Annotated in this window: 15 protein-coding genes; 8 read left to right on the top strand and 7 right to left on the bottom strand. The window is 40.2% G+C overall.

Going from position 1 to position 14,510, the window contains the following annotated elements:
- Positions 1–58: 58 nt before the first annotated feature.
- The 7 genes from ODU41_RS04360 to ODU41_RS04330 all read left to right on the top strand — a co-directional run bounded on the left by ODU41_RS04360 (position 59) and on the right by ODU41_RS04330 (position 4,894).
- On the top strand, positions 59–625 hold the full coding sequence (locus tag ODU41_RS04360; protein ID WP_015646779.1) for a CYTH domain-containing protein: 567 nt from the start codon (positions 59–61) through the stop codon (positions 623–625).
- 144 nt (positions 626–769) lie between these two features.
- The gene (locus ODU41_RS04355) at positions 770–1,747 is read left to right on the top strand and encodes a ribose-phosphate diphosphokinase (protein ID WP_012775438.1); all 978 of its coding nucleotides are present in this window, start codon (positions 770–772) and stop codon (positions 1,745–1,747) included.
- A gap of 11 nt (positions 1,748–1,758) precedes the next feature.
- On the top strand, positions 1,759–2,874 hold the full coding sequence (locus tag ODU41_RS04350; protein WP_024402189.1) for a cysteine desulfurase family protein: 1,116 nt from the start codon (positions 1,759–1,761) through the stop codon (positions 2,872–2,874).
- Position 2,875: 1 nt separating this feature from the next.
- A complete protein-coding gene (locus ODU41_RS04345; protein ID WP_024402190.1) occupies positions 2,876–3,220 on the top strand; it encodes a DUF1831 domain-containing protein in 345 nt (114 codons plus the stop codon).
- 1 nt (position 3,221) lies between these two features.
- Positions 3,222–3,425: a DUF4649 family protein gene (locus tag ODU41_RS04340; protein ID WP_024378702.1), complete on the top strand. Its 204-nt coding sequence runs from the start codon at positions 3,222–3,224 to the stop codon at positions 3,423–3,425.
- A gap of 134 nt (positions 3,426–3,559) precedes the next feature.
- Complete coding sequence (locus ODU41_RS04335; protein ID WP_014637863.1) at positions 3,560–4,198, top strand: redox-sensing transcriptional repressor Rex; 639 nt, start codon at positions 3,560–3,562, stop codon at positions 4,196–4,198.
- Between the two features lie 3 nt (positions 4,199–4,201).
- Entirely contained in the window at positions 4,202–4,894 is a 693-nt protein-coding gene (locus ODU41_RS04330) for a gamma-glutamyl-gamma-aminobutyrate hydrolase family protein (RefSeq protein WP_253220641.1), read from the top strand.
- On the opposite strand, the gene radC is transcribed toward ODU41_RS04330, so the two are convergent.
- The 3 genes from radC to gyrA form a co-directional block, all read right to left on the bottom strand.
- A complete protein-coding gene (gene radC / locus ODU41_RS04325) occupies positions 4,891–5,571 on the bottom strand; it encodes a DNA repair protein RadC (protein WP_024390087.1) in 681 nt (226 codons plus the stop codon). The genes ODU41_RS04330 and radC overlap by 4 nt on opposite strands.
- 113 nt (positions 5,572–5,684) lie before the next feature.
- The gene (locus ODU41_RS04320) at positions 5,685–6,434 is read right to left on the bottom strand and encodes a class A sortase (protein WP_002940809.1); all 750 of its coding nucleotides are present in this window, start codon (positions 6,432–6,434) and stop codon (positions 5,685–5,687) included.
- 6 nt (positions 6,435–6,440) lie between these two features.
- Positions 6,441–8,885: a DNA gyrase subunit A gene (gene gyrA, locus ODU41_RS04315; protein WP_253220642.1), complete on the bottom strand. Its 2,445-nt coding sequence runs from the start codon at positions 8,883–8,885 to the stop codon at positions 6,441–6,443.
- Positions 8,886–9,073: 188 nt separating this feature from the next.
- Here gyrA and ODU41_RS04310 point away from each other — a divergent pair, with 188 nt between their 5' ends.
- Positions 9,074–10,057 carry an L-lactate dehydrogenase gene (locus ODU41_RS04310; RefSeq protein ID WP_014637860.1) on the top strand — a complete coding sequence of 328 codons (984 nt, stop codon included), beginning with the start codon at positions 9,074–9,076 and terminating at the stop codon, positions 10,055–10,057.
- Positions 10,058–10,099: 42 nt separating this feature from the next.
- Here ODU41_RS04310 and ODU41_RS04305 read toward each other — a convergent pair whose 3' ends face one another.
- From ODU41_RS04305 to ODU41_RS04290, 4 genes are all read right to left on the bottom strand, one after another.
- The gene (locus ODU41_RS04305; protein ID WP_024402194.1) at positions 10,100–10,630 is read right to left on the bottom strand and encodes a dihydrofolate reductase family protein; all 531 of its coding nucleotides are present in this window, start codon (positions 10,628–10,630) and stop codon (positions 10,100–10,102) included.
- Positions 10,631–10,837: 207 nt separating this feature from the next.
- On the bottom strand, positions 10,838–11,791 hold the full coding sequence (locus ODU41_RS04300; RefSeq protein ID WP_002940834.1) for an ABC transporter permease: 954 nt from the start codon (positions 11,789–11,791) through the stop codon (positions 10,838–10,840).
- A gap of 1 nt (position 11,792) precedes the next feature.
- Entirely contained in the window at positions 11,793–12,854 is a 1,062-nt protein-coding gene (locus ODU41_RS04295) for an ABC transporter permease (protein WP_002935270.1), read from the bottom strand.
- On the bottom strand, positions 12,847–14,382 hold the full coding sequence (locus ODU41_RS04290; protein WP_002935272.1) for an ABC transporter ATP-binding protein: 1,536 nt from the start codon (positions 14,380–14,382) through the stop codon (positions 12,847–12,849). The genes ODU41_RS04295 and ODU41_RS04290 overlap by 8 nt, the downstream gene beginning before the upstream one ends.
- Between the last annotated feature and the right edge of the window lie 128 nt (positions 14,383–14,510).

The raw sequence follows: 14,510 nt of genomic DNA, 5'->3' as shown, positions 1-14,510 counted from the left end.
ATTGTATTAGAATAACACAAAGACTAATCTATTATAACACATTGAAAGGGTTTACTGCATGAAAAACCACCTTGAAATTGAGTATAAAACCTTACTGACCAAATCCGAATATAAACGCCTGCTTACTGACTTTTCAGATGTGAGCCCAATTCTTCAAACAAACCACTACATTGATACCCCAGACCTAGATATGAAGAATCACCGCTTTTCACTCCGTATTCGTACATTTGAGGACTCAGCAGAACTAACCTTAAAAATTCCACAAGAAGTCGGAAATCAAGAATATAACCAAGTTCTAGACATCCAAACTGCTCATGATTTATTGGAAAATTTTCAACTACCTGCAGGACAAATTTCTGATATTATTTCTGCAACCGAAATTCCACTTGATAAACTTGCTGTCTGGGGTAGCCTCACGACAAAACGCTATGAGAAACAGACATCTATAGGTCTTATGGCCCTCGATGAAAATGATTATGTGGGACAAAAAGATTACGAATTAGAAGTCGAAGTGACCGATGCAGATGCAGGGAAAATTCTTTTTGATGAATTCCTTAAGAAGAAATCAATTCAATTCAAATATGCTAGTAGTAAGGTTGCACGAACAGCTGCCCACATGAAATAACTATAAAAAATCAGCCAAATAAGGTTGATTTTTTAGTTTCACTACTGAAAATTTTTCATTTTTTTGATAGAATAGAACTATCTATTGTAAAAAATACTTTTATGTCATCATAAAAGCTCAGTGTGTAAAAGGAGTTACTTTAAAATGGTACAACCACTCGGTGAACATAACATTAAATTATTCTCACTCAATAGCAACCGTGATATTGCTGAAAAAATTGCTGATTCTGCTGGAATTCCTCTTGGAAAGCTGTCTTCTCGTCAGTTTTCTGATGGTGAGATTCAAATTAACATTGAAGAATCTGTACGTGGTGTAGACGTCTACATTATCCAATCAACAAGCTATCCGGTCAATAATCACTTGTGGGAATTATTGATTATGATCGATGCTTGTAAACGTGCTAGTGCCAACACCATTACAGCGGTCATCCCTTATTTCGGCTATGCTCGTCAAGACCGTACCGCTTCTCCACGCGAACCAATTACAGCTAAATTAGTTGCAAATATGCTGGTTAAAGCTGGTGTCGACCGTGTATTGACTCTTGATTTGCACGCTTCACAAATTCAAGGTTTCTTTGACATTCCAGTGGACAATCTCCTTACAGAACCACTTTTTGCAGCCTACTACATGGAAAAAGGACTCTGCGGAGAAGATGTCGTCATTGTGAGTCCTAAAAATTCTGGTATCAAACGAGCTCGTAATATCGCTGAATTTCTAAATGCACCGATTGCGATTATCGACTACGCTCAAGATGATTCTGAACGTTCTGAAGGCTATATTATTGGTGATGTTGCTGGTAAAAAAGCTATTTTGGTGGACGATATTCTCAATACTGGTCGCACTTTCTCACAAGCTTCAAAAATTGTCCAAGAAGGTGGTGCTACTGAAATTTATGCAGTTGCCAGCCATGGCCTCTTTGCGGGAACTGCAGCCCAACTCTTAGATGAAGCACCAATCAAAGAAATATTAGTTACCGATTCTGTTGCAAGCAAAGAACAGCATCCTAAAAATATCGCCTTCCTAACAGCTAGTGACTTGATTGCAGATGCCATCCACCGCATCCAAGAACATCAGCCACTCAGCCCACTTTTCAAATTTACTAGTCCTGAAAAAGAAAACTAGGAGTAAACTCTTTGATTTATTTAGATAATGCAGCAACCACTGCTCTATCTCCTGCTGCACTCCAACGGATGATCGAAGTGGCTCAAGAAAATTATGGAAACCCCTCCAGTATCCATCAAAGCGGTCGAAAAGCCAATCAATCTCTTAGACAAAGTCGTCAAGAGATTGCTCAGATTCTCTCCGCCTCTCCTGAACAAATTATTTTCACATCTGGAGGCTCCGAAGCTGATACTTTAGCTATTCAAGGCTATGCACTTGCACATCAATCCAAAGGAAAACACCTGATTACTACGGCTATCGAACACCATGCTGTCCTCCATACCATGCAATATCTAGAGGAGCGGTTTGGGTTCGAGGTAACCTATATCCAACCAGTCGATCAAGTAATCACCGCTCAACAAATTCAGGATGCCCTTCGACCAGATACTATTTTAGTCAGCGTCATGTTTGCTAACAATGAGACCGGTCAGCTACTTCCCATCAAGGAAATTGGAAAGCTCCTAGCCGATCATCAGGCCGTCTTTCATGTAGATGCTGTCCAAGCAATTGGAAAAATTGCAATTTCTCCCTCTGACTACGGAATTGACTTCCTCGCGGCCTCTGCCCATAAATTCCATGGTCCAAAGGGAATGGGATTCCTGTATAGTAAAGTTCATAAATTTGATTCCTTGATCCACGGCGGAAAGCAGGAACAGCAACATCGAGCAGGTACTGAGAATCTCCCTGCTATTGCTGCTATGGCTACTGCCCTAACAGAACAATATGAGTCCTTAGATACGCATCATAAGCATGTCAGTGAACTGCGACAACATATTATCAAGGGATTGTCTGGCTTAGACTATTATCTCAATCAGGCTGGACCTCATCTCCCTCATGTCCTTAATATCGGTTTTCCTGGTAAACTTAATGAACAACTACTCATGCAACTAGATTTGGCAGGTATCGCTGTTTCTAGCGGTTCCGCATGTACGGCAGGTGTTGTCCAAAATAGCCATGTTTTAGAAGCTATGTATGGAAAAGACTCCCATCGTCTGAAAGAATCCATTCGTATCAGCCTATCTGAAATCAATACAAAAGAAGAGATAGATACTCTTATCATCGAACTAAAGAAAATACTTGGAGGTTAAAATGGCATTCCAACAATCAGTTACCTTAAAAGATTGTAATTTTACTTATCACATTAGCCCTGCTATCAAAAAATATACACTCCGTGATAACACCTTTGAACAAAGCAAAGCAGGTCACTATCAGCTTACACGTCTTCTGGAAGAAATTCCAAATTCAAACCAAGGATTCCTCTTGAAAATTATTATCAATCAAGACCTAACTGGTTTTAAAATTAACATTACCGACAAGTCTGGTCTTCATCTGGTAAACATCTTTAAGCCAGAAAGTAACAAGGTTATTCAAGAAAAATTCTATTTCCTCATGGATAGCTTGATTGACCGTGACATCTTTACAAAAGAGGGTTAGTATGATTGAAATTCACTATCTTGACGCTTACAAGCAAGAACGTATCCAAACATTTGAGAATAAAGATGCAGCCATTCTGGCTTTTTCCGGTTGCTTAACCCTCCCAGACTATTATCCAGTTACCAGCATTACACAAGACGGACAAGCTCTGGATTACAAAGGGACAATCGGGGATCTCTATCGCTATTTACAAACACTAGATTAGACAGTTTCCTGTTTAATCTTTTTTTAAAATCAATCTGTTGATTTTTTCACAAACTTGGACTAGAATAGAATAAAGAATTGTTTAATATATAAATCATCGATAAAGCGTATTCTATCGAAATAAAGGAGTCTAAAGTGAAAAACGATAAAAAATCTGATATTCCACGCGCTACTGCCAAACGTCTATCCCTCTACTATCGTATTTTTAAACGTTTCTATGCAGGAAATATTGAAAAAGCTAGTTCAAAAGAAATTGCCGAAGCTATCGGAATCGATTCGGCTACCGTCCGCCGAGATTTTTCCTATTTTGGAGAGCTTGGTCGTCGTGGCTTTGGCTACAACGTCAAAGAGTTGATGGATTTCTTTGCGGATATTCTAAATGATACCTCCATCACCAATGTTATGCTTGTTGGTGTTGGGAATATGGGGCGGGCCTTACTACACTATCGCTTCCACGAACGAAATAAAATGAAAATAGTCATGGCTTTTGAAGCAGATGATAATCCAGCTGTTGGAACGACAGATGAAAATATCCCAATCCATGCAATCTCAGAAATCAAGAAACGTATCAGCGAAGCAAACTCTCAAACAGCCATTCTAACGGTACCCAGCGTCAAGGCACAAGAAGTGACCGATATTCTTGTTGAAGCTGGTGTCAAGGGAATTCTGAGCTTTTCACCAGTGAACTTGTCTGTCCCAAAAGATGTCGTTGTCCAGTATGTTGATTTGACTAGTGAATTACAGACACTACTCTACTTTATGCGAAAAGGATAAGCAATGAAAAAACCAGTTATTGGTATTTCTGGAAATGAATATAAAACAGGGGATCATACAGAACCCCTGCTTTCTTATACCCAGACTTGCCTCGTACAAGCTATTGAAGATGCTGGTGGGCTCCCACTCATCCTTCCAGCTACAGAGCCAGATTTGGCAAAATATTATATCCATCTTATTGACAAACTCATCCTAACAGGAGGACAAAATGTCCAGCCAAGTTACTATCATGAAGAAAGGACTATTGACAGCGATAATTATCTACCAAAGCGTGACGAGTTTGAATTGGCCCTCATAAGGGCTGCCCAAGAAAATCAGAAACCTATCTTCGGTATCTGCCGAGGTCTACAGCTCTACAATGTAGCTCAAGGTGGTAGCCTTCATCAATCAATTTCTGAACATTGGCAAGACATAGACGGACAAGAAGTTAGTCAAACGATTCAACTGACTCAAAATAGTCCACTTTACGACATATATAAGTCCGATCCGAGTGTGAACTCATTTCAACGTCAGGCTATCAAAGACTTAGCCCCTGATTTAGAAATCATTGCACTATCAGATAATCAACAGATTATTGAAGCAGTTCATTCAGCCTACCCAACTAAATTTTTAGGGGTTCAATGGCATCCTGAACTACTCTACGGTAAACGTAAGATTGAAAAAGAACTCTTCCACTATATTGTCAATAAACTTTAAAATAACTCACTTTCTTCTCTAAAAGAATAGTAATCCTTATTTCCAACAATTAAATGATCTAATAATACCAGTCCTAGCTTTTCGCAGGACTCTTTTAAATTCTCCGTAAATAGCAAATCATTCTTACTAGGTTGTACTGAACCCGACGGGTGGTTGTGAACGATGATAATCGATGTTGCCATACATTTTACTGCGTAATGCAAAATTTCACGTGGTTCTGCAATGCTACGATTAACACTCCCAATAAAAATCGTTTTTTGACTGATAATCTGGTTCTGGGTATTGAGATAAAGTGCAACTAGATGCTCCTGCTTCTTATGCCCGATTTCATGAATCATCTTACGTCCCAACTTCTCACTTCCCAAAATTCTCTCATTTAAGAGCAACTCTGATTGATTGATACGTTTTCCAAGTTCAATCATAGCCTTAATTTCAATCGCCTTGACGCGCCCAATTCCAGTTAAACTTTGCAATTCTTCAATTGATAGTTCTCTTAGAGCCGCTAAACTCTCCAAACGATTCAATAATTTATTGGAGAGAATAGAAACAGGTTCTTTTTTTGTCCCAGTTCTAATAAAAATTGCTAGTAGTTCCTGATTACTGAGACGCTCAGCTCCAACTTCTACTAAACGTTCTCTAGGTAGAATGGCCTCTTCTTTAAATTCAATTTGATACATCATTTCCTCCTCACCTATCTATTCGTAAATTCTTGCAAAAAAAGAAGCCATATAAAACCAAAGATTACCTCCTCAGTCTTATACCACTTCTTTATCCTTAATATATAGATGTTTTATTGTCCATAATCATACTGATTATAACTCTTATTGAAGGAATCTAAGATGTCTTTTGCAGTTTCATTATATGGAGTTGTTGATTCAAGAACTCCTTTTACAATGATACGTTGCGTTGCATTATAGTCCGTACATGTTACCAACGTAACTTCTGTACGTCCTTCTACATCATCAATGACATAGACACTTTCAGGCGAAACAATTTCCACACTATCAATAACGTAGGTGTAAACATTGGTCTTGTCAGTAATATAGATTTTCATGCCGTTTTTAGCACGATCAAGCGGTGAAAAGAGAACATCTGCCGCACCAGTTACACCAAAAATATGGTGGCTGGCCAACGCATAATTTCCTTTCCCCATCTCTTGGTTTTCCTTCATAGTACCAGCTCCATACATGAGCGAAGTATTGAAGACCCCTTTAAAAATAGGAAGGTTGATACCAAGCTCGGGAACCGCAATTCCACCAATTACAGGTAAGCGTTGGGCATCCCACTGAGCTGCTAAAATAGCCTCTGTAGAAATAGACTGAACCTGATCGAAATCAAATGTTGTTTCAGCCTGTTTATTCTTTTCGATATCCTCTGTCGTAACATTGCTAATCTGGTATTTATTCGTATTCCAGCCGATAATAAAATTACGGATAGAGGTGTTGAATATCAACGCTAGGGAAATCAGTATCAATACAACTGTTAAAAGATTGCGCCAAAAAGAACCTTTACGCTTCTTCTTGTTTTCACGTTTTGACATGACTATTTATTCCTTTTCTTCTTTAATTTCGGCAGCATCTACCAAGGCAAAGGTCATGATTTTCGCTTCATCATTCAAGCGCATCACTTTTACACCCATGGTTGAACGACCAGTTTGAGAGATATTGGCAACACTTGTACGAATAATCACACCAGTATCGGTAATAACCATAATATCTTCATCACCAGATACCGTTGTCAAACCTGCTAGAGAACCATTCTTATCAGCAACTTTAAGAGTCTTGATACCCTTACCACCACGACCTTTGGTTGGATACTCACTAGCTGGTGTACGTTTACCAAAACCTTTTTCCGTCAATACGAGTACTTCTTGGTCATCAGAAATCATAGTAGCGCCAACTAACTGGTCTCCCTCGCGTAAATTGATACCACGAACACCTGTTGCTGTACGGCCCATATTACGAACATCTGTTTCAGTGAAACGTACAGAATAACCGAACCTAGTCCCCATAATAATGTCTGCTTGGCCATTTGTTAAGAAAACATTGATGAGTTCATCGTCTTCTTTCAAATTCAAAGCTTTCAGACCGCTCTGGCGAATATTGGCAAATTCTGACACACTAGTCCGTTTTACAACACCTTGGCGGGTTGCAAAGAAGAGATAGCTATCTGCCTCCTGGTCCTTAGTTACATTGATAATGGTTTGAATTGCCTCGTTTTCTTCCAATTTAAGCAAATTGACCACTGGAAGTCCCTTTGCAGTACGACCATATTCTGGGATTTCATAGCCTTTGAGACGGTAAACACGTCCCTTATTAGTGAAGAAGAGCAAGCGATCATGAGTGCTTGTAGAGACTAATTCTCGTACAAAATCATCATCCTTGACGCCAGTTCCTTGAACCCCACGTCCTCCACGCTTCTGAGCTTGAAACTCATCCTGTGCCAAACGCTTGATGTAGCCTTGGTTTGACAAGGTGATTAAAACATCCGTTTCTTCAATCAAGTCCTCATCTTCAAGGGAAAGAACTTCACCAACCATCAATTCTGTACGGCGTGGGTCAGCATATTTACGTTTGACTTCTTCTAATTCGTCTTTAATAATCTGAACAACACGCTCAGGCTTAGCTAGAATGTCAGCCAAATCCGCAATCAAGGCCACTAACTCATCATATTCTGATTGAATCTTGTCGCGTTCCAAACCTGTCAAACGACGAAGACGCATATCAAGAATAGCCTGACTCTGACGTTCAGAAAGGTCAAATTTCTCCATCAATTCAGCTTGAGCAATGGCATCAGTTTCTGAATTACGGATAATACGAATGACTTCATCAATATGGTCAAGAGCAATCAGCAAGCCTTCTAAGATATGAGCACGCGCCTCAGCCTTTTCTTTATCAAATCGTGTACGACGAGTGACTACTTCTTTTTGGTGTTCAATATAAGACTCTAGAATCTGACGTACAGAAAGGATTTTCGGTACACCATTTTGGATGGCCAACATGTTGAAACTAAAGTTGGTTTGAAGCTGTGTTTGCTTGAATAGGTTATTCAAAATAACGTTAGCAGAAGCATCACGACGAACTTCGATAACAAATCGTACACCCTCACGGTTGGATTCGTCTCGAACAGCAGTGATTCCTTCAATACGTTTTTCTTGGACTAATTTAACAATATGTTCTTGAACCTTGGACTTATTGACCATGTATGGAAACTCTGTAACAACAATGCGCTCACGACCATTTCCATATTCTTCAATCTCTGTGCGGGAACGAAGAACTATTGAACCTTTACCAGTTTCATAAGCACGGTGAATTCCTGATTTCCCCATAACCAAGGCACCTGTCGGAAAATCTGGTCCAGGCAAGACTTCCATAATCTCACGTGTTGTTACCTCGGGATTGTCCATAACCAGCTTAACTGCCTCGATAGTCTCACCCAAGTTGTGTGGAGGAATGTTGGTAGCCATACCAACGGCGATACCAGTCGTTCCGTTAACCAGAAGGTTAGGGAAACGAGCAGGTAAAACCTCAGGCTCACGTTCACTCGCGTCATAGTTATCTGCAAAATTTACCGTGTTCTTGTTAATATCACGAAGCATTTCAAGCGCAATCTTGCTCATGCGTGCTTCTGTATAACGCTGAGCGGCTGCTCCGTCGCCATCCATGGAACCAAAGTTTCCGTGACCATCAACTAACATGTGACGGTAGCTCCACCATTGTGCCATACGAACCATTGCTTCGTAAATCGCACTATCTCCATGCGGGTGATATTTACCCATAACATCCCCTGTGATACGGGCTGATTTTTTATGTGGTTTATCCGGTGTAATTCCTAATTCATTCATCCCATACAAAATACGGCGATGAACCGGCTTCAGACCATCACGTACATCAGGCAGAGCACGTGAAACGATAACACTCATCGCATAGTCGATGAAGGATGATTTCATCTCATTGGTCAGATTAACCGTTACTAAATTTTTATCTTGCATTATATGCCTCTTTCAACAGTCATTGTGCTTCTATTATACCATATTGGCGAATAAATTTCTTTGTTGGAAACTAGCATGTAAACATTTTCAAAGGCGCTTTCACAAGTGACAAAAAGCTTAAAACATGCTAGAATGTATTATGGTCGGGATGAAGTCATCCCCAAATAAAACTAAGGAGATGTTTAGCAATGACTGCAACTAAACAACACAAAAAAGTAATCCTTGTCGGTGACGGTGCCGTAGGTTCTGCTTATGCTTATGCTCTTGTTAACCAAGGGATTGGTCAAGAATTGGGTATCATCGATATCAACAAAGACCGTACTCAAGGTGATGCAGAAGACTTGAGCCACGCATTGGCCTTCACATTCCCTAAAAAAATCTACTCTGCTGAGTATTCAGATGCTCATGACGCAGACTTGGTTGTATTGACAGCTGGTTTGCCACAAAAACCAGGTGAAACTCGCCTTGAATTGGTAGAGAAAAACCTTCGTATCAACCAACAAATCGTTACTGAAATCGTTAAATCTGGTTTCAACGGTATCTTCCTTGTTGCTGCTAACCCTGTTGACGTATTGACTTACTCAACTTGGAAATTCTCTGGTTTCCCTAAAGAACGCGTTATCGGTTCTGGTACTTCTCTTGACTCAGCTCGTTTCCGTCAAGCATTGGCTGAGAAAATCGGTATCGACGCACGTTCAGTTCACGCTTACATCATGGGTGAGCACGGTGACTCAGAATTTGCAGTTTGGTCACATGCCAACGTTGCTGGTGTGAAATTGTACGACTGGTTGCAAGATAACCGCGATATTGATGAGCAAGGTCTTGTTGACTTGTTTGTATCTGTTCGTGATGCAGCCTACTCAATCATCAACAAAAAAGGCGCAACTTACTACGGTATCGGTGTTGCACTTGCACGTATCACTAAAGCAATCTTTGATGATGAAAATGCAGTACTTCCATTGTCAGTTTACCAAGCTGGTCAATACGAAGGTGTTGAAGATGTCTTCATCGGTCAACCTGCTATCATCGGTGCCCACGGTATCGTTCGTCCAGTCAATATCCCATTGAGCGAAGCTGAATTGCAAAAAATGCAAGCATCTGCTAAACAATTGAAAGACATCATCGATGATGCTTTCGCAAACCCAGAAATTGCAGCTGGTGTAAAAAACTAATTATATAAAATAGTAAAAAAGGTGAGCAATAGCTCGCCTTTTTTACCTTCTAATATCATAACGTAACATAGCAATTCCATCTGTGACAGTTGACTCTACCAAGAGCAATTTCTTTTCTTCCAAAAGTGAGGCAAAAAGTGGAATACCGTCACCCAAAATAGTAGGAATAATCCCAATAATAAGGTGATCAATCACTCCCGCCTCTAAACAGTCCTGAACCAGACTTGCCCCACCAAACAACCAAATATCTCCACCTTCTTGAGAGCAAAGTTCCATAATCTCCCCGATGACGTCCCTTACGAAACGCACATTACCATAGTCCGTCTGCTCAGTATGACTCGCAACGATAAATTGCTTTTCCTGATGTCCTTCAATCATTTCCAACGGACAATCTTCTAATGATTTTCTCCCCATCACAACTGTATCACAGTTGTTAAAGAAATTTTGATTATCAAACTGTAAGACCGTATCGTATTTATCGGTACCATGTCCTTCAATCCAATCGTAGCTTCCATCCTTACGTGCAATAAATCCATCTAAACTCATTGCAATATTTAACACCAATCGTCTCACAATTAACCTCATTTCATACCTTAGTGACAAACTATTATACCAGTCATTCTTCCTATTCTCAACCAAAAGTCCCTATAACTCCTCTTCCTTTGAATAGGACAATTATTCATTTCCTATACAGCAAAGAACATGATAAAAAGGTCACTGGACCTTATTCGCTTTCGTATTTTCAAGCTCATGATAAAAAGGTCCACTGGACCTTTTTATTTATTTAGATTTGATATAGTTGATACCGTCTGCTTTAGGAGCGACTGCTTTACCAAAGAAAGCAGACAGGGCAATAACAGTAATCAAATATGGTGCAATTTGAAGATAAACCGTTGGAATATCTTTCAATCCTGGTAATTGTCCACCCACTACTGCCAAACTTTGCGAAAGACCGAAGAATAGACTGGCAAGCATAGCGCCAATTGGATTCCACTTACCGAAAATTACAGCTGCTAGAGCGATGAAACCTGAACCTACGATTGTTGTTGCAGAGAAGTTGATATTCACTGATTGAGCACTTACAGCTCCACCAACACCACCAAGGAAACCAGCAATCAACACACCTGCATAACGCATAGCGTAGACATTGATTCCCAAAGTATCCGCTGCCTGCGGATGTTCACCTACTGAACGAAGGCGCAAACCAAACTTGGTTTTATAAAGGATGAACCAAGCAAGAAATGCTGTTGCAATAGCTACATAACCCATCAAGCTTGTATTTTTGAAGAAAATTTCACCAATGATTGGAATATCTGCCAAGATAGGGAATGAAAATTTACCAAATGATTCAGTAATACTATCAGTTTGACCCTTATTATAGATAACCTTGACTAGGAAAACTCCCAAAGCTGGAGCCAAAAGGTTCAACACCGTACCTGAGACAACGTGGTCTGCACGGAAATTAATCGTCGCCATCGCATGAATAGCGGCAAAGATAACACCAGCAAGACCTCCTACAATAACAGCTAATAATGGAGTAGCATTACCAAATGTCCCTGCAAATTCGATATTGAAAACAACACCAGCAAAGGCACCGATAACCATGATTCCTTCTAGACCAACGTTTACAATACCACCGCGTTCAGAGAAAACTCCTCCAAGACTGGTAAAGATTAAGGGTGCTGAATAAATCAACATTTGCGAAATGAGTAAGGCAAGAATTGAAACATTCATCTTATTTCGCTCCTTTCGCTTTATTTCTAGATTTTAATAATTGTTCAAAAATAAATTTCACACCGATAAAGAAAATGATTGATGCCGTAACAACGTTGATCAATTCAGGTGGAATCTGTGCACGTACCATACCTGGAGCACCGACAGAAAGAACACCGAATAGAAAGGCAGCCAATGGAATACCTAACGGTGAATTAGAAGCTAAAAGCGCTACTGACATACCATTAAAACCAATATCTAAGTTACCGCTTTGAATGTAAACGTTTTGGAAAGTACCCAAACCTTGGATAGCTCCCCCAAGACCCGCAAGAGCACCTGAAATAATCATAGATAGAATAATTGTACGTTTCGCAGACATACCCGCATAATCCGATGCTGTTGGGTTAAGCCCCACTGAGCGAATCTCAAAACCAAGAGTCGTTTTGGTCAATAGGAACCAAATCACAAAAACTGCAATAATGGCAAAGAAAATACCAATATTCATACGTGAGTTATCTGTCAATGCACGGAGCCACTCTGTTTGGTAAGAGGCATTTGCTGACACGTTAACTGTCGAGTCTGTATTCTTCATCAAACTATCTGCAAATACATCACGAATGATATAGTTACATGAATAGAGTAAGATGTAGTTCATCATAATCGTAACGATAACTTCACTTGTTCCCAAATAGGCACGTAGAATACCTGGAATAGCTCCAGCAATACCGCCTGCCAACATAGCAATCAAGACTGTTCCCAAAATCAAAACTGGACGTGGTAAGTCAGGATTCGCCAAGGCAAACCATCCAGCAAAAACCCAACCAACATAGGCCTGACCAGACAAACCAACGTTGAAGAAACCTGCACGACTAGCTACTGCGAAACCGAGAGCAGTGAAAACAAGTGGTGCCATTGCACGGAAAATTTCACCAATTGATTTGATATTACCAAAAGCTGAATAGAATAACTCTTCATAGCCCCAAATTGGATCGTAGCCAAAAACAAGCATGACAATCGCTCCAAGTAGGATACCACTGACCACAGCCATTAATGGAAGGGCCAAATTCTTATATTTATTAAGCATGTTCTTCTCCCTTCTCAATATGTCCACCTGCCATCAAGACGCCTAACTCTTGTTTATTGGTCTTAGCAGGTTCAACAATACCATGGATGACACCATCATGGATAACAGCAATTCTATCTGATACATCCAAAATTTCATCCAATTCGAAGCTGACAACAAGAACAGCCTTACCCTTATCACGTTCTGCAATGAGACGCTTACGAATATACTCAATAGCACCAACGTCCAAACCGCGTGTTGGTTGGCTAACAATGAAAAGGTCTGGGTTGCGATCGATTTCACGCGCGATGATAGCTTTTTGCTGGTTACCGCCTGAAAGAGCCTTGATTGGAACGAGTTCACTCGCCCCACGAACGTCAAATTCTTCCATTAATGCGCGTGCTTTTTCATTAATGATATTATAGTTCAAAATACCATTTTTTGAAATCGGTTCTTTATAGTAAGTTTGAAGCGCAAAGTTCTCAGCAACAGTCATCGGAAGAACTAGTCCATCGCGATGGCGATCTTCGGGAACGTGGCTCACTTGCATTTCTGTAATTTTACGTGGAGTTTTACCAACTACCTCCTCACCTTTGATAGTGATTGAGCCAGATTTTACCTTACGTAAACCAGTGATTGCCTGAATCAACTCACTTTGACCGTTTCCGTCGATACCGGCAATACCAACAACCTCACCTGCTCGAACATCAAGCGATAAGCCCTTAACTGCTGGGATACCACGGTTTTCATTGACAACCAAATCCTTAATTGACAAAATGACTTCTTTAGGACTCGCTTCAACTTTCTCTGTTTTAAAGGAAACGGAACGTCCAACCATCCACTCAGCCAAATCTTGGTTTGTTGCTCCTTCAACGGCAACTGTTTCGATTGATTTACCTCGACGAATAACTGTTACACTATCGGCAACTGCACGAATTTCATCCAATTTGTGCGTAATCAAAATAATAGATTTACCTTCTTCAACCAAGGCTTTCATAATTTTCAAGAGCTCTGCAATTTCCGCAGGGGTCAATACAGCTGTCGGCTCATCAAAAATTAAAAGGTCGGCTCCACGGTAAAGTGTTTTAAGGATTTCTACACGTTGCTGTGCACCCACAGAAATATCTGCAACCTTTGCAGTTGGATCAACTTCAAGACCATATTTAGCAGAAAGTTCTTTTATTTCTGCGATAGCTTTTTTAAGGTCAATCACGCCACCTTTGGTGGTTTCAGAACCAAGAATGATGTTCTCAGCAACTGTGAAAGCATCAACCAACATAAAGTGTTGGTGCACCATACCAATACCCAATTGGGCTGCTTTGGATGGAGAGTCAATCTTCACGGATTGACCGTTGATAACAATTTCACCGCTTGTAGGTTCCAACAAGCCAGCAAGCATGTTCATCAGAGTAGATTTACCCGCACCATTCTCACCAAGAAGGGCATGGATTTCACCACGTCTGACATTCAAATTGATGTGGTCATTTGCTACAAATTCACCAAATATCTTAGTGATATTGCGCATTTCAATGACATAATCCTTAGTCATAATCTATTATCCTTTCTGACTATAGCCTTCTGAAAATTCTTCAGTACCACTTTAGTACTTAAAATTCTTCATCAACTATACCATTTTTGTCAGTAAAACCTACCATAGCTGATAGGCTTTACTGAGAA

Origin of the sequence: Streptococcus sp. 2022WUSS083, assembly GCF_044427155.1 — a bacterium.
Lineage (GTDB): Bacteria > Bacillota > Bacilli > Lactobacillales > Streptococcaceae > Streptococcus > Streptococcus hashimotonensis.
This window is presented reverse-complemented; position numbering and strand designations above follow the sequence as displayed.